An 18,750-nucleotide genomic window follows, 5' to 3' on the forward strand; every position below is an offset into this window, starting at 1 on the left:
CTAGCCGATGTTGGACAGCTTGAGCAGATGGCGCAGGTCGTTGAGCAGGTCCTTGCCCTTGACCCGTGCGTCGTAGCGCAACACCAGGTTGCCGTGGGGGTCGACGATCCACAGCTGCGCGCCCTTCAGGCTCCCGGCGGTCCTGCTGTACTGCGCCAGCTCCAGCGCATAGCGCTGCAGTTGCGGGTACTCGCGCGCAAGCCTGGCCTGATACGCCTCGCTCAACGGTTGCCCGGCGGCCAGCGCGTGGCTGGCACGGGCGGCGTCGCGGCCAAGGCCGATCTGTACCTGGCGCGCCAGGTACACCAGTTGCTGGCAGTCTGCGTCACAGTCACCAGGGGTGCTGACCAGCAGTTGCCAACGCGCCTCGTCGGTCGAGACCCCCAGCTCGGCGCGGCCCTGGCCGTTGCCGATCAGTTCGCCGTGGTAGCTGCGGCTTTCCGGCACCCAGAACTGCAGCTTGTACATGCCGGTGGCGAGCATCATCGGCCCCACCACCACCAGCAGGATCAGAATCAGCTGCAACCGCCCGCGCCAACGACGGCGCGGCACTTCAGACGTGCCGGATGGATGCATGACGGCGCCCATGGTGGTTCTCCTTGTCGTTGTGCCAGCCGAAATAGAGGTACAGCGCAACCAGCGCCGCGGCCAGGGCAAACCATTGCACGGCGTAGCCCAGGTGTTTCTCCGGGCCCATCGCCACCACTGGCCAGTCCAGCCGGTAGCTGGCCGGGCCCGGTTCCAGGCGCAGTTCATGGGCAAAGCCCTCGCGGCCCAGCTGCGGCCACAGCTGCGCGGCATCCACCGCCGTGAGCAGGTGCGGCCAGCGGCCCCCTTGCGGGTCGGCGTGCAACTGGAAGGTGCTGCCCGGCGCCACATATACCCAGGCCTGCAGGGCAAGCGGTGTCTCGGGGGTGCTGAACTGCACCGCCACACGCCGGTCGGGCCAGGGCAGCCAGCCGCGATTGACCAGCAGCCACAGGCCGCTGGCCTGGTCGTGAAAGGGTTGCAGCAGCTCGACCCCGGCCTGGCCGTCGCGCAGGCGGTTGTCGAGCAGCACACTGTGGGTGCGGTCGAAACGGCCATACAGGTGCACCCGGCGATAGGCCGGGTCGCTCGCCTGCGCCAACTGCTCGCTGGCCAGGGGCGCTGCCACCCGGCGCTCTGCATAGGTGGTCAGCAACTCGCGCTTTTCGGCGGCGCGCCCCAACTGCCAGCAGCCCAGCGCAATCAGCCCCGGCAGCAGCAACATCACCACCAGGGTCGGCACCCGGCCGGGGCGGAACGGCCTCATCGGGGCCCCGCAACGGCTGTCGCTATACTTGTTGTAGTCATCGCATCCCCCGGAGTACCGCCATGCTCAAAGCCGCGATTGTCCTGATGCTGCTGGCGACCGTGATCAGCCTGTTCAGCGGCCTGTTCTTTCTGGTCAAGGACGATGACAACTCGACCCGCCTGCTCACCGCCCTGAAAATCCGTGTCAGCCTGGCCGCCATCACCCTGGCGCTGGTCGCCTGGGGTTTCTACAGCGGCCAACTGGTGTCCCACGCGCCGTTCTAGGCGCGGCTACAGCACATACACGAAGATGAACAACCCCACCCACACCACATCCACGAAGTGCCAGTACCAGCTGGCCGCCTCGAAGCCGAAGTGCTTGTCGGCGCTGAAATGCCCGCGCAGGATGCGCATCAGCATCACGAACAGGATGATCGTGCCCATGGTCACGTGGGCCCCGTGGAACCCGGTGAGCATGAAGAAGGTGGCGCCGTAGATCCCCGAATGCAGGGTCAGGCCCAGTTCGGTGTAGGCCTCGTGATACTCGTAGGCCTGCAGGATGAGAAACGCCACGCCCAGCACGATGGTCAGCGCCAGCCAGAATTTCAGCGCACCGCGGTGATCCTTGCGCAGGGCATGGTGGGCGATGGTGATGGTCACGCTGGAGCTGACCAGCAGAATGGTGTTGATCAGCGGCAGGTGCCACGGGTCGATCACATCGCTGGGCGGCGGGAACAGCTTGGGGTCGGGGGTATGCAGCAGCGGCCAGGCGAACTGGAAGTTCGGCCACAGCATGTGCGCCACGCCCTTGGCACCTTCCCCACCCAGCGCCGGGCCGGCCAGGTGGCGCACGTAGAACAGCGCACCGAAGAAGGCCACGAAGAACATCACCTCCGAAAAGATGAACCACGACATGCCCCAGCGGAACGAGCGGTCCAGCTGCGGGCTGTAGAGCCCGGCGCGGCTTTCCTTGATCACCGCGCCGAACCAGCCGAACAGCATGTAGGCCAGGCACAGTGCGCCGACGAAGAAGATCAGCGGGCCATGGGAGTCCTCGTGGCCGGCCTTCATGTCGTTGAACCAGGTGCCCAGGCCGAACACCGTGATCAGCATGCCGAGGGTGGCGATGATCGGCCACTTGCTCTGCGCCGGTACGTAGTAGTGCTGATGAGCAGCCATGGATCGTTCTCCTTATCGGGCGCTCTGTACGGTCTGGGTGGCCACGTGGGCCACCGGCGGCTGGCGAGCGGTGATATCGAACAGCGTGTAGGCAAGCGTCAGGTGTTTCACATCCTTGGGCAGGTCGCGGTCGACTATGAAGCGCACCGGCATCTCGATGCGCTCACCCGGCTGCAGCACCTGCTGGCTGAAGCAGAAGCATTCGGTCTTGTGAAAGTATGCGGCTGCCTCCGCCGGGCTGATGCTGGGGATGGCCTGGGCGGTCATCGGCTTGTCGGTGGGGTTGCGCGCCACGAAGATCATCTGGTTCACCGCGCCCGGGTTGACGTCGATCTGGTCGGCGGTGGAGTAGAAGTCCCAGACCATGTCGCTGGCATTGGTCGACAGGAACTGCACCTTCACCGAGCGCGTGGGGTCGCTGACCTGGCTGCCTGCGTACTGCCCGCCGGTCTTGCCGTTGATGCCGAAGGCCTTGCACATCACGTCGTAGATCGGCACCAGGGCAAAGCCGAAGGCGAACATCACCACGGTCAGCAGCATCAGCCGCGTCACCAGTCGCCGCAGCGACGTGCGCTCGTTCATGGCAGCACCCTCATTTCACTTCCGGCGGGGTCTGGAAGGTGTGGTAGGGCGCGGGCGAGGGCACCGACCATTCCAGCCCTTCGGCGCCATCCCATGGCTTGGCCGGGGCCGGCTTGCCGCCACGGATGCACTTGATCACGATGAACAGGAAGAAGATCTGCGTGACGCCGAAGGTGAACGCGCCGATCGACGACACCATATTGAAGTCGGCGAACTGCAGGTTGTAGTCCGGCACCCGGCGCGGCATGCCCGCCAGGCCAACGAAGTGCATCGGGAAGAACGCCATGTTCATGCCGATGAACGACAGCCAGAAGTGCAGCTTGCCGAGAGTTTCGTCGTACATGTGCCCGGTCCACTTGGGCAGCCAGTAGTAGGCGGAGGCGAAGATGCCGAAGATCGCCCCCGGCACCAGCACGTAGTGGAAGTGCGCCACCACGAAGTAGGTGTCGTGGTATTGGAAGTCGGCCGGGGCGATGGCCAGCATCAACCCCGAAAAACCGCCGATGGTGAACAGGATGACGAAGGCGATGGCGAACAGCATCGGCGTCTCGAAGGTCAGCGAACCTTCCCACATGGTGCTCACCCAGTTGAACACCTTCACCCCGGTGGGCACCGCGATGAGCATGGTGGCGTACATGAAGAACAGCTCGCCCACCACCGGGATGCCGACCACGAACATGTGGTGCGCCCACACGATGAACGACAGGAAGGCGATGGCCCCGGTGGCGTAGACCATCGAGGTGTAGCCGAACAGCGGCTTGCGCGAGAACGCCGGGATGATCGAGCTGACCGCGCCGAACGCCGGCAGGATCATGATGTACACCTCGGGGTGACCGAAGAACCAGAACACGTGCTGGAACAGTACCGGGTCGCCACCACCGGCGGCGCTGAAGAAGCTGGTGCCGAAATGGATGTCCATCAGCATCATGGTTACCACACCGGCCAGCACCGGCATCACCGCGATCAGCAGGAACGCGGTGATCAGCCAGGTCCAGACGAACAGCGGCATCTTCATCAGGGTCATGCCGGGTGCGCGCAGGTTGAGGATGGTGGCGATCACGTTGATCGCGCCCATGATCGAGCTGATGCCCATCAGGTGGATGGCGAAGATGAAGAAGGTCACGCTGGCCGGTGCGTAGGTGGTCGACAGCGGGGCATAGAAGGTCCAGCCGAAATTCGGCCCGCCACCGGGGCTGAACAGGGTCGATACCAGCAGCAGGAACGCTGCCGGCAGCAGCCAGAAGCTGAAGTTGTTCATGCGCGGCAGGGCCATGTCCGGCGCGCCGATCATCAGCGGGATCATCCAGTTGGCCAGGCCGACGAAGGCCGGCATCACCGCACCGAACACCATGATCAGGCCGTGCATGGTGGTCATCTGGTTGAAGAATGCCGGCTCCACGATCTGCAGGCCGGGCTGGAACAGCTCGGCGCGGATCACCATGGCGAACGAGCCGCCGAGCAGGAACATGGCGAAGGCGAACCACAGGTACATCGTGCCGATGTCCTTGTGGTTGGTGGTCAGCACCCAGCGCATCAGGCCCTTGGCCGGGCCGTGGGCGTGGTCATGGGCGGCATGACCGTGGTCGTCGATGACTGTACTCATGTCCTGTCTCCCCGGTTCATTGGCTGTCGGCCTGCTTGAGCGCCAGCACATCCTTCGGCGTGACCATGTCGCCCTTGTTGTTGCCCCAGGCGTTGCGCTCGTAGGTGATCACGGCGGCGATATCCACTTCCGAGAGCTGCTTGCCGAACGCCGCCATGGCCGTGCCGGCCTTGCCGTGGAAGACGATGTTCAGGTGATCCTTGATCGGGCCGGTGGCGATCTTCGAACCCTTGAGCGCCGGGAACATCGGCGGCAGGCCCTGGCCTTCGGCCTGGTGACAGGCCACGCAGGTGGTGTGGTAGACCTTGTCGCCGCGCTCGCTGAGCTCCTGCAGGGTCCACTCCTTGCTGGTCAGCTCCTTGAGCTTGGCCGACTCGGCCTTGCGTTCGGCCAGCCAGGTGTCGTAGTCGGCCCTGGACTTGACCTCCACCACCACCGGCATGAAGCCGTGGTCCTTGCCGCACAGTTCGGTGCACTGGCCGCGGTAGATGCCCGGCTTCTCGACACGTGTCCAGGCCTCGTTGACGAAACCGGGGATGGCATCGCGCTTGACCGCGAACGCCGGCACCCACCAGGAATGGATGACGTCGGCGGCAGTCACCAGAAAGCGCACCTTGGCACCCACCGGGATCACCAGCGGCTGATCGACCTCCAGCAGGTAGTGCTCGTCCTTGGGTGCCTTGTTGTGGATCTGATCGGCGGGGGTGGCCAGGTTGCTGAAGAACTCCACGTCCTGGCCCAGGTACTTGTAGTGCCACTTCCACTGGTAGCCGGTGACCTGGATATCCACGTCCGACTCGCTGGCATCGTAGATGTCCACCAGGGTCTTGGTGGCGGGGATGGCCATGGCCACCAGGATCAGGAACGGCACCACCGTCCACATGATCTCGACCCAGGTGTGCTCATGAAAATGCGCCGGCTGCTGGCCGGTGGAGCGACGGTGCACCATCATCGACCAGAACATCGCGCCGAACACCACGATGCCGATCACCACGCAGATCCAGAAGATGGTCATGTGCAGGTCGAACACGGCGTTGCTGACTTCAGTCGCCCCCGGCGCCATATTCACGGTCCAGGCGGCGTGTGCCGGCGTGAACAGTGACCACAACAGCAGGCCCATCCAGGCATGTGGATGTCGCATCATTGCGGGTTCCCCTTATGATTCTTGTTATCCCGGAGGCAGGGCCTACGGCTAAGGGTACGGCGTCAAGACGGCGAACTTCGACGGCGAGCCCCTGCTGGACAGCAGGCGGGCCTCATCAACCAATCACTTTCAAAGCGGAGTATAGACAGCCGCCCAAACCGCGCAAAAAATCGCCGAGAGGGGGTTGATGGCCATTTGATATGCCTTACAGCGACATAAACGCACATCGTTTATGACAAATCCGTCTTAACTCTTTTTCGAACCGAGCTACCTTATGTCATCCGTGTGTTTCCCTTGTCCCTGGAGTTGTCATGAACATCGCCGCTTTGCGCGAGCAGATCACCCGTGCCCGTCAACATGAGGTCCAAACCGGCCAGTTGAAAAAGCAACTTGAAGTGCAACTGCCCCACCTGCATCCCTCGATCAACCTGCCTGAGCAAGACCCGCATGCGGCGCTTGTGGGGTTTGTCGACGCGTACATCGACCAGGTACCCGAATTGGTGGAGGCCGCCAATGCGGTGGCGCGCGAGGCGGGCATCGAGTCGCAGATCAAACCGGTACTGAAAATTGCCGAAGCCTATTTCCTGCAGCCGCCGGCGATCATGCAAGGCCAGGTCGGCCTGGGCTGCCTGCTGGATGAGGCCTACCTGGCGCACCGCCTGGTGGAGGAAGTGAACGACCTGTACATCAAGCATTTCAAGCAGCCACTGATCCCACTGGATACCACCGTGGCCAACCTGATCGCGCATCAGCTGATCGGCGAGGCATTCGCCAACCAGCTGGATGAGGTGGTGCACCACTCGGTGGACGAAATGCTCAACGACGAAAGCTTCGCGCTTGAATCGGTAGAGGCCTACCGCGACAAGCTGAGCAGCCCGGACACCGGCGCGGCGTGGAAGCGCTGGCCTTGCCTGTCGCGCCAGCTGGGCGTGGGGCTGGAGCTGGATCAGTCGGCCTGACCGGCTCGGCGGCGCAGCCTTCGCCAGCAATGCTGGCTCCTACAGGATTACACCCCGTGTAGGAGCCAGCGTTGCTGGCGAATCGTTCAGGCGCCAAGCCCTGCCGCCATGCGCGCCCGCCCCTCGGTGCGCCGCTTCAACCCGCGCGGCTCGATCACCAGCACCGATCCATTGCCCGCATTCGCCCGGCCCCAGTCCTCCAGCAGCTCGAGACACGCGTGGTCGATGTAGCTGAGCTGGGCCAGCGGTACATGCAACGTGGTACATACCGGTACGTTATCAAGCACCCGGGCCAGTGCCGGGACCTTGAGAAACGTCGCCGCACCGCTCAAGCGAAGCTCCAGGTGCCCCGGCGTATCCAGGTGGCTGACGCTGATCTTCAACCGCGCCGCCTTCAGCGCAAGCTTGAGCAAAGTCAGGGCGAAACCCAGCAGTACGCCGGTCAACAGGTCGGTGAAGATGATCGCCAGTGCGGTCGCCGCGTAGGTGAACATCGGCATGCGCCCATAGCGCCCCAACCCGCGGAACGCCTTGAAGTCCACCAGCTTGAAGCCGGTGTACACCAGTACACCTGCCAGGCTCGCCACCGGGATCTGCTGCAGCACACTGCTCAGCACCACCACGAACGCCAGCAGCCATGCCCCATGCAGAATAGCCGACAGCCGCGTCTGCGCACCGGCCTGCACGTTGGCCGAACTGCGTACGATCACCCCGGTCATCGGCAAGGCCCCCAGCACGCCGCAGAGCATGTTGCCCACCCCCTGGGCCGACAGTTCACGGTCGAAGTCCGAACGCTGGCCACTGTGCATGCGGTCCACCGCCGCCGCCGACAGCAGCGTCTCGGCACTGGCGATGAATGCCAGGGCGAGCGCCGCCACCAGCAGGTGCGGGTTGGCCAGTTGCAGCAGGTCGGCGGGGCGCAGCCAGTCGATGGCCTCGGCCAGGTTGGCGGGCACCACCACGCGGTTCACCGGCAACGCCAGCCACAGGCTCAGCAGGGTCATCAGCGCCACCCCGAGCAAGGCCCCCGGCACGAAGCGCAAACGCTGCGGGCGCAGGCGCTCCCAGCCCCACATGATCGCGATGGTGCCCAGGCCCAGCGCACCCGCCTGCCAGGCACTGCCGGGGCCTTCCTGGGTCAGCGCCTGCAGTACGGTCTGCGGGAACGCCGTCAGGTTGGCCAGCCCGGAAGGCTGCGGGCTGGCGTCGAACATCACATGCGCCTGCGACAGTACGATCAGCACGCCGATACCGGCGAGCATGCCGTACACCACCGCCGGCGCCGTGACCCGGAACCAGCAGCCCAGGCGCAGACGCCCGGCCAGCAGTTGCAGCAGGCCCGCCAGCAGCAGGATCGGCCCGAGCATGGCCATGCCATGCTGGCGTACCAGCTCGAACACCAGCACCGCCAGGCCCGCCGCCGGGCCGCTGACCTGCAATGGCGAGCCGGCGATGAACCCCACCACCAGGCCACCGACGATGCCGGTGATCAGACCCTTGGCCGGGGGCATGCCGGAAGCGATGGCGATGCCCATGCACAGCGGCAGCGCCACCAGAAACACCACCACCGAAGCCAGCAGTTCACGCGGCAGGGCCGCTTTCAATTGCGTCATGTTCACCTTGATTCTCCCTCTATCGATCACGCCGGGCCATTCCGCTGGCCCGCACGCCGCAGTAACGCCGCCACGCGGGCAGCCGCAAGCCGCCGGCAGGCCGGCAAGGCATTCATGGAAATTCAAGGCAGCCGACTACCTGGGCTGCACGCGAACGTGCAGCCTTCAGTCACCCTGTTGCGAATGAGGTGTGGCTAGTAGCGCCCGCGCGGGGTGGCGCAGGGAATCGGCTGGCCGCTCTGCAGGGGCAGGAAGCGGTCGCTTACCGCGTCATAGGCGGTGATTTCGCTGGTTTCGATGTCGTAGATCCAGCCGTGGATATACAACTGGCCGGCCGCCAGGCGCGAGGCGACCGAAGGGTGGGTACGCAGGTGCTGCAACTGCGCGATGACGTTTTCCTTGGTCAGCACCTGCATGCTTTCGTGTTCGTTGTGGCAATGGCAATTGTCTTCGACCACCGTGCGCGCCACCTCGGCATGCCGCAACCAGGCCTTGACCGTGGGCATCTTCTCCAGGCTCTGCGGGTTGAGCACGGCACGCATGGCCCCGCAATCGGAATGCCCGCACACGATGATGTGCTGCACACCCAGGGCCATCACCGCGTATTCGATGGCCGTGGATACACCACCGTTCATCTGCCCGTAGGGCGGCACCACGTTACCCACATTGCGGGTCACGAACAGGTCGCCAGGGGAGCTGTGGGTAATCAGTTCGGGCACGATGCGCGAGTCGGCGCAGGTAATGAACATCGCCCGCGGCTTCTGCGCAGTGGCGAGTTTCTTGAAGAGCTCTTCCTGTTGCGGGAAGACTTCATGATGAAAATGCAAAAAGCCGTCGACGATATGCTTCAGTGCGGCATCGGCGCTTTCGGCTTGATCAGCCGGGCCGTTTTGAGAGGGGTCCTGGTCTTTCATTGTTGATCCTCTTTGACGGTTTGAAGGTAAGTCCATTTTACCGGTTCAAGATTCAGACAACGCAATGAAGCTTGGATGTCGCTCACGCTCAATAAAGCACAGTGCGGCTGCCTGGCTTTTCACGCTACGCGGAAAAACTTAACTCAAACTGAATTTGGAGGCTCTAGAACGGGCGTTCCAGAACAAAAGGGCGGGCCTCGAATACTAGCAAAAAAGCATTAATGGCAACTACCCATTAATGCATTACAGCAGCGACAACTGCCCACCGGGCGGGCAGAACGCGCTGCAATCGAGTGCATGGCCTTCACGCCGGTTCAGTCCCAGGCGGCGCATGGCCTTGTCGAAACGCTGCGCCAGCAAGTCGGCAAACACGCCTTCGCCCCGCATGCGTGCGCCAAAACGGCTGTCGTACAGCTCGCCGCCACGGCTCTGACGGATCAGGCTCAGCACATGGGTCGCACGTTGCGGGTAATGATCCTGCAGCCATTGCTCGAACAGCGGCGCCACCTCCAGCGGCAGGCGCAGCAGCATGTAGGCCGCGTGCAGCGCGCCGGCCTGCTTGGCCGCCTCCAGCAGGTGCTCCAGTTCGCTGTCGTTGATCATCGGGATCATCGGCGAACACAGCACACCTACCGGTACACCCGCCTCGCGCATCACCCGAATCGCCCGCAACCGCGCCTTGGGCGCGGCGGCACGCGGTTCCAGGGTGCGCTTGAGCTCGTCGTCGAGGGTGGTCAGGCTGATCATCACCGACACCAGGCGCTGCTGTGCCAGTTCGGCCAGCAGGTCGAGGTCGCGCAGGATCAGCGAGCCCTTGGTCACGATGGTGACCGGGTGACGGTAGCGCAGCAGCACTTCGAGCAGGCGCCGGGTCAGCTGCTGTTCGCGCTCGATGGGCTGGTACGGGTCGGTGTTGGACCCCAGGTTGATCGGGGCGCACACGTAGCCTTTCTTCGACAGCTGTTGTTCCAGCATCGCCGCCGCGTTGGTCTTGGCGATCAGCTTGGTCTCGAAATCGAGCCCCGGCGACAGGTCCCAGTAGGCGTGGCTGGGGCGGGCATAGCAATAGATGCAACCATGCTCGCAACCTCGGTAGGGGTTGATCGAGCGGTCGAAGGGCAGGTCGGGCGAGGTGTTACGGGTGATGATGGTTTTGGCCGTCTCGATGCGGACTTCGGTACCCTGGGTCAGCGGCACCTCCTGGTACCAGCCATCATCCTCGGCCACAGAGCGGGCAGGGGCGAAGCGGTTGTGCGGGTTGTGCGCGGTACCGCGACCACGCACAGGCGCTGGAGTGAACATGGCGAGCCCCTGTACTGTTTTTATATACAGTACTTCATCGCCACCAGGACCTCCAGCACCGCTCGGCGCCCGACGTGGCTACGGGTTAAGGCCATGCCACTGCAGAAACGGCAGGGGGCTCACCTCACGCCCGCGAAACACCTTGAACCCTGCCGTGATCGAGCGCCCGGCCCCCGGGGCAACAATGGCCTCGAGCAGGGCACGCCCGGTGGCCGGGTTGAGCACGCCTTCGGCTTCGAACCGGGCGAAGGCATCGATCGCGTAGACCCGTGACCACAGGTAGCTGTAATAGCCCGCCTCGTAGCCGCTGGCCAGGTGATCGAAGGCCTGGGCCGGGCGCTCGAAATCGCCCAGCGGCCAGGGCAGCACTGCGTCGAACTGTTCCACCACCTGCTGCTGCAGGCTTTGCGCAGCAGCCGGGTAGGTCTCGCCATGCAGGTGCAGGTCCAGGCGCGCCATTGCCAGGTCTCGGGCAAACGTGAGCCCTTGCTGCTGTTTCTGCTGGTCGAGAAACGCCTGCACCGTGGACTGCGGCAGTGCCTTGCCTGTCTGGTAGTGATGGGAGATACCGGCCAGGTACTCGGCCGACCAGCACCAGCGCTCCAGCAGCTCACTGAAGAACTCGATCCCGTCCGGCCCCAGGCTGTCGATATCGGACAGGCGGTAATCGGTGGTGGCCACCAGCAGCTGGTGCAGGCAGTGACCGAACTCGTGGTACAGCTTGCGCAGGTCCAGGTGGGTCAGCAACGGTGGGGCAACCCCGTCGCCACGCTCGACTGCGCAGAACAGCGCCGCCGCGCCCTTGTGAAACCGACCCTCGGCATCCACGTGGCGGTTCCATACTCGCAGGCTCCAGGCGTAGTCCTCCTTGCCCGGGCGGGTGATCGCATCCATGTACAGGTACCCCACCAACGCATGGCCCTGGGTTACCTCGAAGCACCGCACATCCGCATGCCAGGCCTGCAACGTGCTGGACGGTGTGATCTGCACGCCGAACAGGGTATCGGCCAGTTGCGTCATGGCCAGCACCACCTGCTCCAGCGGGAAGTAGCCACGCATTTCCTCGCCAGACAGCGCCAGCGGGTGCCGATGCGCACGCTGCGCGTAAAAGGCGATGTCCCAGGGTTGCAGGCCACCCAGGCGCGCCTGCTGGTCGAAGGCCCGCAACCGCGCGGTTTCGGCGCTACGCCAGGCGGCGCTGTGGGTGCTCAGGTCCTGCAGAAACCGCGTGACCTGTTGCGTCGATTCTGCCGTCTTGGTCTGCAGGCTGAGTTCGGCAAAGCTGGCAAACCCCAGCAGTTGCGCCTGCTCATGGCGCAGTCGTCGCAACTCCAGCAGCACCGGGCCGTTGTCGGGGCCTGCGTCCAGCTCCGACGCGCGGCCATGGTAGGCCCGATACACGGTTTCACGCAGGCTGCGGTCTGTGGCCTGCTGCAGGATGGCCAGGCACGGGGCCTCTTCCAAGGTCACCAGCCAGCCCTCGAGGCCCTTGGCCTGGGCCTTGCGCGCCATGGCGGCGGTCTCCAGCGCGTCGACCCCCTGCAGGCGCCGGGCATCGGTGATCAGCAGGGTCCAGGCGCCGGTGGCGTGTGCCAGGTTGTCGAGGAACAGGTTGCGCTGGGCACTGATGCTGGTTTGCAGGGCCATCAGGCGGGCACGCTCGGTTTCACCGAGCTCGGCGCCGCTCAGGCGAAAGGCCTTGATCGACTGCTGCAGCGACATCCTGCGTTCGTGGCTGAACAGCGCACCGTGGGCGCTGTCGGCCAGACGCTGATAGAGCGCCAGCAACGTGGCGTTCTGCAGCTTTGCCTGATGATAGGCCTGGGTCTTGAGCCAGCACTCGTCCACGGCGGCCTTCCAGGCCTCGCCGCGGGTGTACAGGGGCACGATCAGGCGAACGGCGTTGTTGAGGCGTGCATCCAGTGCATCGATGGCCATCACCAGGTCGTCCCAGGTAGGCAGGCCACGCTGGGCCAGGATGATGCGGGCCAGAGCGTTGTGGTTGTCGAGGATGATCTGGTCGATGCCCGCCGTCAGGTGTTCCAGGCGGATGTCGGCGTAGGCTGGCGGATCGAGGGGGGCGAGCAGGGGATTGCTGGTCATGGGCAGCTCCTTGAGTGACGGGAAGGTCCCGTCACTTTCAAGGGTTGCCGGTGCGGCAGGGGCTAACTATGTATGCCCCTGCACCAGCCACACGGCCCGCTAGGGCTTCTTCAGCTTCGGATTGGGGAAGAACTGCACCGTCTGCACCGCAGGCTGGGGCGCCTTGGCCTCGGCCTGGTTGACGCGGGTGCCCAGTTCCTTGGGCACCGACAGGCCCTGTTCGTTGAGCGTGTCGGAGAACCCGCAGGCCACGCACTCGCGGTGTGGCACGCCGTCTTCGCTCCACATCATCAGCTTGTCCGGCTCGCTGCACGCCGGGCATACGGCCCCGGCAATGAAGCGTTTCTTGGTCTTGCTCATGCCGCCAGGTCCTCGCTCAGGCCACTGTGGCGCAACAGCGCATCGATCGACGGCTCACGGCCACGGAAGTCGACGAACAGGCGCATCGGCGCCTGCGAGCCGCCACGGGCCAGAATCGCCTCGCGGAAGGCGCGACCGGTTTCGGCGTTGAGCACACCCTCTTCCTCGAAGCGCGAGAAGGCATCGGCCGACAACACTTCAGCCCACTTGTAGCTGTAGTAACCGGCCGCGTAGCCGCCGGCGAAGATGTGCGCAAAGCTGTTGGGGAAGCGGTTGTACGCCGGCGGGCGCATCACCGAAACCTCGTCGCGCACCCCTTCGAGCACCTCCAGCACGCTGCGGCCATCGCCGTGGCTGGCGTGCAGTTCGAAGTCGAACAGCGAGAACTCCAGCTGGCGCACCATCATCAGGCCCGAATGGAAGTTCTTCGCCGCCAGCATCTTCTCCAGCAGGTCCTGCGGCAGGGCAGCGCCACTTTCGTAATGACCGGAGATCAACGCCAGGCCTTCGGGCTCCCAGCACCAGTTCTCCATGAACTGGCTCGGCAGCTCGACCGCGTCCCAGGCCACGCCATTGATGCCGGATACGCCGGCATGCTCGATGCGGGTCAGCAGGTGATGCAGGCCGTGGCCAAACTCGTGGAACAGGGTGGTGACTTCATCGTGGGTCAGCAGCGCCGGCTTGCCCGGGGCGGCCGGGGTGAAGTTGCACACCAGGTTGGCCACCGGGCTCTGCAGGCTGCCATCGGCCGTGCGGCGACGGTCGCGGGCGCCGTCCATCCAGGCACCGCCGCGCTTGTTGGCGCGGGCGTACAGGTCGAAGAAGAAGCGCCCCACGTGCTGGCCGTTTTCCTTGATCTCGAACAGGCGCACGTCCGGGTGCCAGGTATCGAAGCCTTTCACCTCGGCGATCTCGATGCCGTACAGGCGCTGCACGATGGTGAACAGGCCCGACAGCACCTTGTCGATCGGGAAGTAGGCACGCAGGGCTTCCTGCGACACGCTGTAACGCTGTTCGCGCAGCTTCTCGCCATAGAAACCGCTGTCCCAGCTCTGCAGGTCCGGGCAGCCCTGCTCGGCGGCGTAGGCCTTGAGCTGGGCCAGGTCCTGGGCGGCGAAGGGTTTGCTGCGCTTGGCCAGGTCACGCAGGAAGCTCAGCACCTGGTCGCTGGACTCGGCCATCTTGGTGGCCAGGCTCAGCTCGGCGAAGTTGGCATAACCCAGCAGCTCGGCCAGCTCCTGACGCAGGTCGAGGATCTCGCGCATCACCGGGCCGTTGTCGAACTGGCCGGCGTTGGGGCCCTGGTCCGAGGCGCGGGTGCAGTAGGCCGCGTACAGTTCTTCGCGCAGGGCACGGTCGTGGGCGTAGGTCATCACGGCGTAGTAGCTGGGGAATTCCAGGCTGATCAGCCAGCCATCCAGGCCCTTGGCCTGCGCGGCGGCCGCCATCTGCGCCTTGGCCGATTCGGTCAGGCCGGCCAGTGCGGCCTCGTCGGTGACGTGCTTGGTCCAGGCCTGGGTGGCGTCGAGCAGCTGGTTGGAGAAACGGCTGCCCAGTTCCGAAAGCTTGCTCTGCACCTCGGCATATCGCTTCTGCTGGTCGGCCGGCAGGTCGATACCCGACAGGCGGAAGTCACGCAGGGCATGTTCGAGGATGGTTTTCTGCGCCACATCGAAGCCGGCGGCTTCGGGGCTGGCGATCAACGCTTCATAGGCCTGGAACAGCTCGCGGTTCTGGCCCATTTCGGTGGCGTAGGCGCTCAGGGCCGGCAGGCAGGCCTCGTAGGCCTCGCGCAGCTCGGCGCTGTTGCACACCGCGTTGAGGTGGCTGACCGGGCTCCAGGCGGCGCCCAGTCGGTCGTTGAGTTCGTCCATGGCCAGCACCAGGCCGGCCCAGGTGGGGTTCTGGCCCTGGGTTTTCAGGATCGAGGCGATGGCGCTGCGGTTGTCGGCCAGGATCTGTTCGATCGCCGGCAGCACATGCTCGGCACGGATCGCCGAGAAGGGCGGCAGGTCATAAGACTGCAGAAGCGGGTTGTTCGCACTCACGGTTAAACACCTTGGCAGAAGAAACACCGCTCCATCTTAATTACAATCGACGCTGACCGCAGCTATCAGCCTTACAGAGAGACACTATTCATGGCCATCCGCAGCTTCCAGCAACACATTCCGCGTCTCGGCGCCCGCGCCTTCGTCGACCGCAGCGCAGTGGTGCTGGGTGATGTCGAGATCGGCGAGGACAGCTCGGTATGGCCCCTGACGGTGATCCGCGGCGACATGCACCGCATCCGCATCGGCGCGCGCACCAGCGTGCAGGACGCCAGCGTGCTGCACATCACCCATGCCGGGCCGTTCAATCCCGACGGCTACCCGCTGCTGATCGGCGATGACGTGACCATTGGTCACAAGGTCATGCTGCATGGCTGCACCCTGGGCAACCGCATTCTGGTCGGCATGGGCAGCACCATCATGGACGGCGCGGTGGTCGAGGACGAGGTGATCATCGGTGCCGGCAGCCTGGTACCGCCGGGCAAGACGCTGGAGAGCGGTTTCCTGTACGTGGGCAGCCCGGTGAAGCAGGCACGGGCGCTGACCGACAAGGAACGCGCGTTCTTCCCCTACAGCGCCGCCAACTACGTGAAGCTCAAGGACCTGCACCTGGCCGAAGGCTTCGACCAGCCTGAGTGAGTTATCCACAGCCCCCTTTTTTCGAGACTGTCATGCACCAGCAAACCATTCTGTTCGACCTCGACGGTACACTCACCGACCCCCGTGAAGGCATCACGCGTTCCATCCAGTACGCCCTGGCCAAGCTGGACATCGACGAGCCGGACCTGGCCCGCCTGGAACACTTCATCGGCCCGCCCTTGCTGCAGGCGTTCATGCAGTTCTACGGCTTCGACGAGGCCAAGGCATGGCAGGCGGTGAACTTCTACCGTGAGCGCTTCAAGGTCACCGGGTTGTACGAGAACCGCGTGTTCGAAGGCGTGAGCGAGCTGCTCGAAGGGCTGCAGGCGCAGGGGCGCACGCTGTACATCGCCACCTCCAAGCCCTGGGAGTTCGCCCGCGAGATTGCCCGGCACTTCGATTTTGCCCGGCATTTCAAGGTCATCTACGGCAGCGAGCTGGACGGTACGCGCACCAACAAGGTGGAGCTGATTGCGCACCTGCTGGCCGAAGAAAACCTGGACCCGGCGCAGACGCTGATGATCGGCGACCGCAAGCACGACCTGATCGGCGCGCGCAGCAACGGGCTGGAAGCAGTGGCGGTGGGCTACGGGTTTGGCAGCCGCGAGGAATTGACCGCAGAGCAGCCGGCTTATCATTTCGACACGCTGGGCGAGCTGCATCGGGCCTTCATGCGGTCCTGAGGGCCTTTTCGCCGGCAATGCCGGCTCCTACAGGGGATGCGACCCGGCCTTCCCGGCGGAGCTTTCCAGGGCCTGCTGGCGCTGCTCGAACGGCAACCGCCCCCAGGCCTCGACCCGCTGGTAGAACACCGCCCAATCTCCGCCAACCTCCCGGAACAACGCTGCAAACGCAGGCACCCACTGGTCATACAGCCCGAACGGCAGCAGCTTGGCGTTGTTCATCGGCGCGTTGATCCACGCGTCATAGCGCTTGTCGCCCTGCCACCTTGTATCGCGCAGCACCCGGTACTCGCTGCGCAGGCGCTCGAACTCGGCCTGCTTGCCCGCGCGCATCGCTGCCTCGTCCAGCGGCTGTGCATACAACGTCTTGAGCCGCTCGCGGCTGGCCAGCACCAGCCCCACGAACTCGTCACGCTGGCGCGCTCCACCCTGCGGCAAGGGCGCCAGCCCGCGGGCCGCGCGCCACTGGCGCGAACCTTCCTGCTCCACAAAGGTGGCAAACGACTCGTTGAACGCCGTGTCGTCCTTCACGTACACGCGCTGGTGCGCCAGTTCGTGGAAGATCACCGTGGCCAGGCGCTCGTCGCCCCAGCCCAGCATCGAATTGAGAATCGGGTCGTCGAACCAGCCCAGGGTCGAATAGGCCTCCACCCCGCCCACATACACATCCTGCCCCTGCGCCTTCTGCAACGCCGCCGCCCCGCGCGCCGCACCCTGGCTGTAGTAGCCGCGATAGGCCACGCAACCGGCGATGGGGAAGCAGTAGGTATGCGGTTCCAGCGAAAACTCCGGGGTGGCGAACACGTTCCACACCACGAACGGGCGCCCGATATCGGCGTACACCCGGTAGCTGCGGTTGTCCGGCAGCTTAAGGTGGCTGCTGGCAAAAGCGCGTGCCTGCTGCGCTTTCGCCAGGTGCTGGCGCAGGGCAGGGGGGGTGGCCGGGTCGGCCACCAGCACCGCCACCGGCTCGCGCGCGCGCAGCAGCTTCCATTGCCCGCTGGCCAGCTGGCTGTAGTAGCCGAGGCTGGTGCAACCGTTGAGCAGCCCGATCAGCAGCACGGGAACCAACCCGCGGAAAACGCGGTCGAGTGCCCCGGGGCTTGAGCGCAACCAGAAAAAAATTCGAACCATGTGCAGGGATGTCTCGCTCAAGTGCTCATCGGCCCAAGACTATCCTGCCTGCCCGGAGTTTTGCCATGCGTACGATGCTTGCCGCCAGCGCTGTGCTGGCCCTGACCGGCTGCGCCGGCCTGCCCGCCGCCGACCCGAACCAGGCCTGGGTCGACCTCCAGCCCGCTGCCGACGACACCCTGCACGCGCTGGAGGTGGACGAGCACAGCTGGGCCGACACCCGCTACTTCGAAGTCACGCCGGGCAGTCACGAGCTGACGGTGCGCTATCAGTTCGCGGTAGCGCCCGGCAATATCGGGCCGGTGGACGAACCACTGTGGCGCGATTGCCAGCTGAACGTGAAATTCAAGGATTTCAATGCCGGCCAGCGCTATCAGTTGCAGGCCGGCAGCATCGGCTTCAGGCCCTGGGCCAAGCTCTACGACGAGCAGCGCAAACTGGTCGGCACCGGTTTGCCTGCCGGATGCCAGCGTACCTGAACAGACTAATGGCGCTATGCTTGTAGCTTGTAGCCCGCCAGCGGAGATTGCCATGCGCCAGCCCATGATGCTGCTTGCCATCAGTACCTTGGGGGCCTGTGCCAGTCCCCTGCCACCGGTCGACAGCAAGCAGGCCTGGATCGACCTGTATACCGTCACGCCGGGCAAGGTGCTCATGGCCGACCGCCTGGATGGTCAGCGCCTGAACGACGGCCGTTTCTTCCAGGTCACGCCGGGCAAACACGAACTGGTGGTGCGCTTTGATTTCGAGGTGTATTCAGGCGGTTTCAGCACCGACCCCACCGAACGCACCTGCTACCTGAAGATTCGCTACGACGACTTCCAGGCCGGCCAGCGCTACCGCATCGAAGCCCGCGCCCCGGCCATGCAGCCCAGTGCCTATCTGTACGACGCGCAGCGCAAGCTGGTCGCCGAAGAACAGAACGACATCTTCTGCATCCCGTGACGGCTAGCGATCGTTTTTCTGGTAGATGATTTTCTTGGTGCCGTTCTCACAGCTGCCCACCACCATGTTCTGGTCATGGACTTCATCGTTGGTCACGATTTCCAGGGTGTAGGAAGAGACATTGTTGGCCTGGATCTTGGCTTCGATCTCGGCCTTGAGCTCGGCGCAGTCCTTGGGCGCGGCCAGCGCACTGGTGGCCAGCAACGAGGTCAGCACAGCGAATGCAATACGAGTCATCAGAACAGCTCCTTGTGGCGGCAGACCATC

20 protein-coding genes are annotated in these 18,750 nt (G+C 64.5%); 6 read left to right on the forward strand and 14 right to left on the reverse strand.

Annotation, left to right across the window (positions count from 1 at the left end; all coding sequences use genetic code 11):
* Positions 1-588: a hypothetical protein gene (locus ACPRTJ_RS09845; RefSeq protein ID WP_313717824.1), complete on the reverse strand. Its 588-nt coding sequence runs from the start codon at positions 586-588 to the stop codon at positions 1-3.
* Positions 554-1,294: an SURF1 family protein gene (locus ACPRTJ_RS09850; RefSeq protein WP_100634937.1), complete on the reverse strand. Its 741-nt coding sequence runs from the start codon at positions 1,292-1,294 to the stop codon at positions 554-556. The genes ACPRTJ_RS09845 and ACPRTJ_RS09850 overlap by 35 nt, the downstream gene beginning before the upstream one ends.
* A gap of 62 nt (positions 1,295-1,356) precedes the next feature.
* Here ACPRTJ_RS09850 and ACPRTJ_RS09855 point away from each other — a divergent pair, with 62 nt between their 5' ends.
* Positions 1,357-1,560: a twin transmembrane helix small protein gene (locus tag ACPRTJ_RS09855; RefSeq protein WP_043862281.1), complete on the forward strand. Its 204-nt coding sequence runs from the start codon at positions 1,357-1,359 to the stop codon at positions 1,558-1,560.
* Between the two features lie 6 nt (positions 1,561-1,566).
* On the opposite strand, the gene ACPRTJ_RS09860 is transcribed toward ACPRTJ_RS09855, so the two are convergent.
* Genes ACPRTJ_RS09860 through coxB form a run of 4 tightly spaced genes read right to left on the reverse strand, consistent with a single transcriptional unit; the run spans position 1,567 to position 5,783 of the window.
* On the reverse strand, positions 1,567-2,454 hold the full coding sequence (locus ACPRTJ_RS09860; protein WP_043862280.1) for a cytochrome c oxidase subunit 3: 888 nt from the start codon (positions 2,452-2,454) through the stop codon (positions 1,567-1,569).
* A 12-nt stretch (positions 2,455-2,466) separates the two neighbouring features.
* The gene (locus ACPRTJ_RS09865) at positions 2,467-3,036 is read right to left on the reverse strand and encodes a cytochrome c oxidase assembly protein (protein WP_043862279.1); all 570 of its coding nucleotides are present in this window, start codon (positions 3,034-3,036) and stop codon (positions 2,467-2,469) included.
* Between the two features lie 10 nt (positions 3,037-3,046).
* Positions 3,047-4,639 carry a cytochrome c oxidase subunit I gene (ctaD, locus tag ACPRTJ_RS09870; RefSeq protein WP_054916033.1) on the reverse strand — a complete coding sequence of 531 codons (1,593 nt, stop codon included), beginning with the start codon at positions 4,637-4,639 and terminating at the stop codon, positions 3,047-3,049.
* Between the two features lie 16 nt (positions 4,640-4,655).
* Positions 4,656-5,783 carry a cytochrome c oxidase subunit II gene (gene coxB / locus ACPRTJ_RS09875; RefSeq protein WP_043862277.1) on the reverse strand — a complete coding sequence of 376 codons (1,128 nt, stop codon included), beginning with the start codon at positions 5,781-5,783 and terminating at the stop codon, positions 4,656-4,658.
* Positions 5,784-6,094: 311 nt separating this feature from the next.
* Here coxB and ACPRTJ_RS09880 point away from each other — a divergent pair, with 311 nt between their 5' ends.
* Entirely contained in the window at positions 6,095-6,742 is a 648-nt protein-coding gene (locus ACPRTJ_RS09880; RefSeq protein ID WP_426428732.1) for a hypothetical protein, read from the forward strand.
* An 86-nt stretch (positions 6,743-6,828) separates the two neighbouring features.
* On the opposite strand, the gene ACPRTJ_RS09885 is transcribed toward ACPRTJ_RS09880, so the two are convergent.
* The 6 genes from ACPRTJ_RS09885 to prlC form a co-directional block, all read right to left on the reverse strand.
* The gene (locus ACPRTJ_RS09885) at positions 6,829-8,355 is read right to left on the reverse strand and encodes a SulP family inorganic anion transporter (RefSeq protein WP_426428734.1); all 1,527 of its coding nucleotides are present in this window, start codon (positions 8,353-8,355) and stop codon (positions 6,829-6,831) included.
* 194 nt (positions 8,356-8,549) lie between these two features.
* The gene (locus ACPRTJ_RS09890; RefSeq protein WP_043862274.1) at positions 8,550-9,269 is read right to left on the reverse strand and encodes a carbonic anhydrase; all 720 of its coding nucleotides are present in this window, start codon (positions 9,267-9,269) and stop codon (positions 8,550-8,552) included.
* A 243-nt stretch (positions 9,270-9,512) separates the two neighbouring features.
* Positions 9,513-10,571 (reverse strand): PA0069 family radical SAM protein, encoded by a 1,059-nt coding sequence (locus ACPRTJ_RS09895; protein WP_426428736.1) that lies wholly within the window; start codon positions 10,569-10,571, stop codon positions 9,513-9,515.
* A gap of 78 nt (positions 10,572-10,649) precedes the next feature.
* Entirely contained in the window at positions 10,650-12,674 is a 2,025-nt protein-coding gene (locus tag ACPRTJ_RS09900) for a M3 family metallopeptidase (protein ID WP_282361782.1), read from the reverse strand.
* A 99-nt stretch (positions 12,675-12,773) separates the two neighbouring features.
* Positions 12,774-13,034: a YheV family putative zinc ribbon protein gene (locus tag ACPRTJ_RS09905; RefSeq protein WP_043862271.1), complete on the reverse strand. Its 261-nt coding sequence runs from the start codon at positions 13,032-13,034 to the stop codon at positions 12,774-12,776.
* On the reverse strand, positions 13,031-15,082 hold the full coding sequence (gene prlC, locus ACPRTJ_RS09910; protein WP_426428739.1) for an oligopeptidase A: 2,052 nt from the start codon (positions 15,080-15,082) through the stop codon (positions 13,031-13,033). Before prlC ends, ACPRTJ_RS09905 begins: the two co-directional genes overlap by 4 nt.
* Positions 15,083-15,172: 90 nt before the next feature.
* Here prlC and ACPRTJ_RS09915 point away from each other — a divergent pair, with 90 nt between their 5' ends.
* A complete protein-coding gene (locus ACPRTJ_RS09915) occupies positions 15,173-15,721 on the forward strand; it encodes a gamma carbonic anhydrase family protein (protein ID WP_043862269.1) in 549 nt (182 codons plus the stop codon).
* Positions 15,722-15,753: 32 nt separating this feature from the next.
* Positions 15,754-16,404 (forward strand): HAD family hydrolase, encoded by a 651-nt coding sequence (locus ACPRTJ_RS09920; RefSeq protein ID WP_054916038.1) that lies wholly within the window; start codon positions 15,754-15,756, stop codon positions 16,402-16,404.
* Between the two features lie 27 nt (positions 16,405-16,431).
* Here ACPRTJ_RS09920 and ACPRTJ_RS09925 read toward each other — a convergent pair whose 3' ends face one another.
* A complete protein-coding gene (locus ACPRTJ_RS09925) occupies positions 16,432-17,538 on the reverse strand; it encodes an aminopeptidase (RefSeq protein ID WP_426429099.1) in 1,107 nt (368 codons plus the stop codon).
* A 65-nt stretch (positions 17,539-17,603) separates the two neighbouring features.
* On the opposite strand from ACPRTJ_RS09925, the gene ACPRTJ_RS09930 reads away from it, so the two are divergent.
* Positions 17,604-18,017 (forward strand): hypothetical protein, encoded by a 414-nt coding sequence (locus tag ACPRTJ_RS09930; protein WP_426428741.1) that lies wholly within the window; start codon positions 17,604-17,606, stop codon positions 18,015-18,017.
* Positions 18,018-18,069: 52 nt separating this feature from the next.
* Positions 18,070-18,483 carry a hypothetical protein gene (locus ACPRTJ_RS09935; protein WP_043862265.1) on the forward strand — a complete coding sequence of 138 codons (414 nt, stop codon included), beginning with the start codon at positions 18,070-18,072 and terminating at the stop codon, positions 18,481-18,483.
* Positions 18,484-18,486: 3 nt separating this feature from the next.
* Here ACPRTJ_RS09935 and ACPRTJ_RS09940 read toward each other — a convergent pair whose 3' ends face one another.
* A complete protein-coding gene (locus ACPRTJ_RS09940; protein WP_043862264.1) occupies positions 18,487-18,720 on the reverse strand; it encodes a DUF1161 domain-containing protein in 234 nt (77 codons plus the stop codon).
* Positions 18,721-18,750: the final 30 nt, after the last annotated feature.

Source organism: Pseudomonas palmensis (genome assembly GCF_049942755.1).
Taxonomy (GTDB): Bacteria; Pseudomonadota; Gammaproteobacteria; order Pseudomonadales; family Pseudomonadaceae; genus Aquipseudomonas; species Aquipseudomonas palmensis.

What these genes read in the sequence shown, in the direction of transcription:
- ACPRTJ_RS09845 (WP_313717824.1), bottom strand. Translation starts at nt 588, where the DNA reads ATGGGCGCCGTCATGCATCCATCCGGCACGTCTGAAGTGCCGCGCCGT.
- ACPRTJ_RS09850 (WP_100634937.1), bottom strand. Translation starts at nt 1,294, where the DNA reads ATGAGGCCGTTCCGCCCCGGCCGGGTGCCGACCCTGGTGGTGATGTTG.
- ACPRTJ_RS09855 (WP_043862281.1), top strand. Translation starts at nt 1,357, where the DNA reads ATGCTCAAAGCCGCGATTGTCCTGATGCTGCTGGCGACCGTGATCAGC.
- ACPRTJ_RS09860 (WP_043862280.1), bottom strand. Translation starts at nt 2,454, where the DNA reads ATGGCTGCTCATCAGCACTACTACGTACCGGCGCAGAGCAAGTGGCCG.
- ACPRTJ_RS09865 (WP_043862279.1), bottom strand. Translation starts at nt 3,036, where the DNA reads ATGAACGAGCGCACGTCGCTGCGGCGACTGGTGACGCGGCTGATGCTG.
- ctaD (WP_054916033.1), bottom strand. Translation starts at nt 4,639, where the DNA reads ATGAGTACAGTCATCGACGACCACGGTCATGCCGCCCATGACCACGCC.
- coxB (WP_043862277.1), bottom strand. Translation starts at nt 5,783, where the DNA reads ATGATGCGACATCCACATGCCTGGATGGGCCTGCTGTTGTGGTCACTG.
- ACPRTJ_RS09880 (WP_426428732.1), top strand. Translation starts at nt 6,095, where the DNA reads ATGAACATCGCCGCTTTGCGCGAGCAGATCACCCGTGCCCGTCAACAT.
- ACPRTJ_RS09885 (WP_426428734.1), bottom strand. Translation starts at nt 8,355, where the DNA reads ATGACGCAATTGAAAGCGGCCCTGCCGCGTGAACTGCTGGCTTCGGTG.
- ACPRTJ_RS09890 (WP_043862274.1), bottom strand. Translation starts at nt 9,269, where the DNA reads ATGAAAGACCAGGACCCCTCTCAAAACGGCCCGGCTGATCAAGCCGAA.
- ACPRTJ_RS09895 (WP_426428736.1), bottom strand. Translation starts at nt 10,571, where the DNA reads ATGTTCACTCCAGCGCCTGTGCGTGGTCGCGGTACCGCGCACAACCCG.
- ACPRTJ_RS09900 (WP_282361782.1), bottom strand. Translation starts at nt 12,674, where the DNA reads ATGACCAGCAATCCCCTGCTCGCCCCCCTCGATCCGCCAGCCTACGCC.
- ACPRTJ_RS09905 (WP_043862271.1), bottom strand. Translation starts at nt 13,034, where the DNA reads ATGAGCAAGACCAAGAAACGCTTCATTGCCGGGGCCGTATGCCCGGCG.
- ACPRTJ_RS09915 (WP_043862269.1), top strand. Translation starts at nt 15,173, where the DNA reads ATGGCCATCCGCAGCTTCCAGCAACACATTCCGCGTCTCGGCGCCCGC.
- ACPRTJ_RS09920 (WP_054916038.1), top strand. Translation starts at nt 15,754, where the DNA reads ATGCACCAGCAAACCATTCTGTTCGACCTCGACGGTACACTCACCGAC.
- ACPRTJ_RS09925 (WP_426429099.1), bottom strand. Translation starts at nt 17,538, where the DNA reads ATGGTTCGAATTTTTTTCTGGTTGCGCTCAAGCCCCGGGGCACTCGAC.
- ACPRTJ_RS09930 (WP_426428741.1), top strand. Translation starts at nt 17,604, where the DNA reads ATGCGTACGATGCTTGCCGCCAGCGCTGTGCTGGCCCTGACCGGCTGC.
- ACPRTJ_RS09935 (WP_043862265.1), top strand. Translation starts at nt 18,070, where the DNA reads ATGCGCCAGCCCATGATGCTGCTTGCCATCAGTACCTTGGGGGCCTGT.
- ACPRTJ_RS09940 (WP_043862264.1), bottom strand. Translation starts at nt 18,720, where the DNA reads ATGACTCGTATTGCATTCGCTGTGCTGACCTCGTTGCTGGCCACCAGT.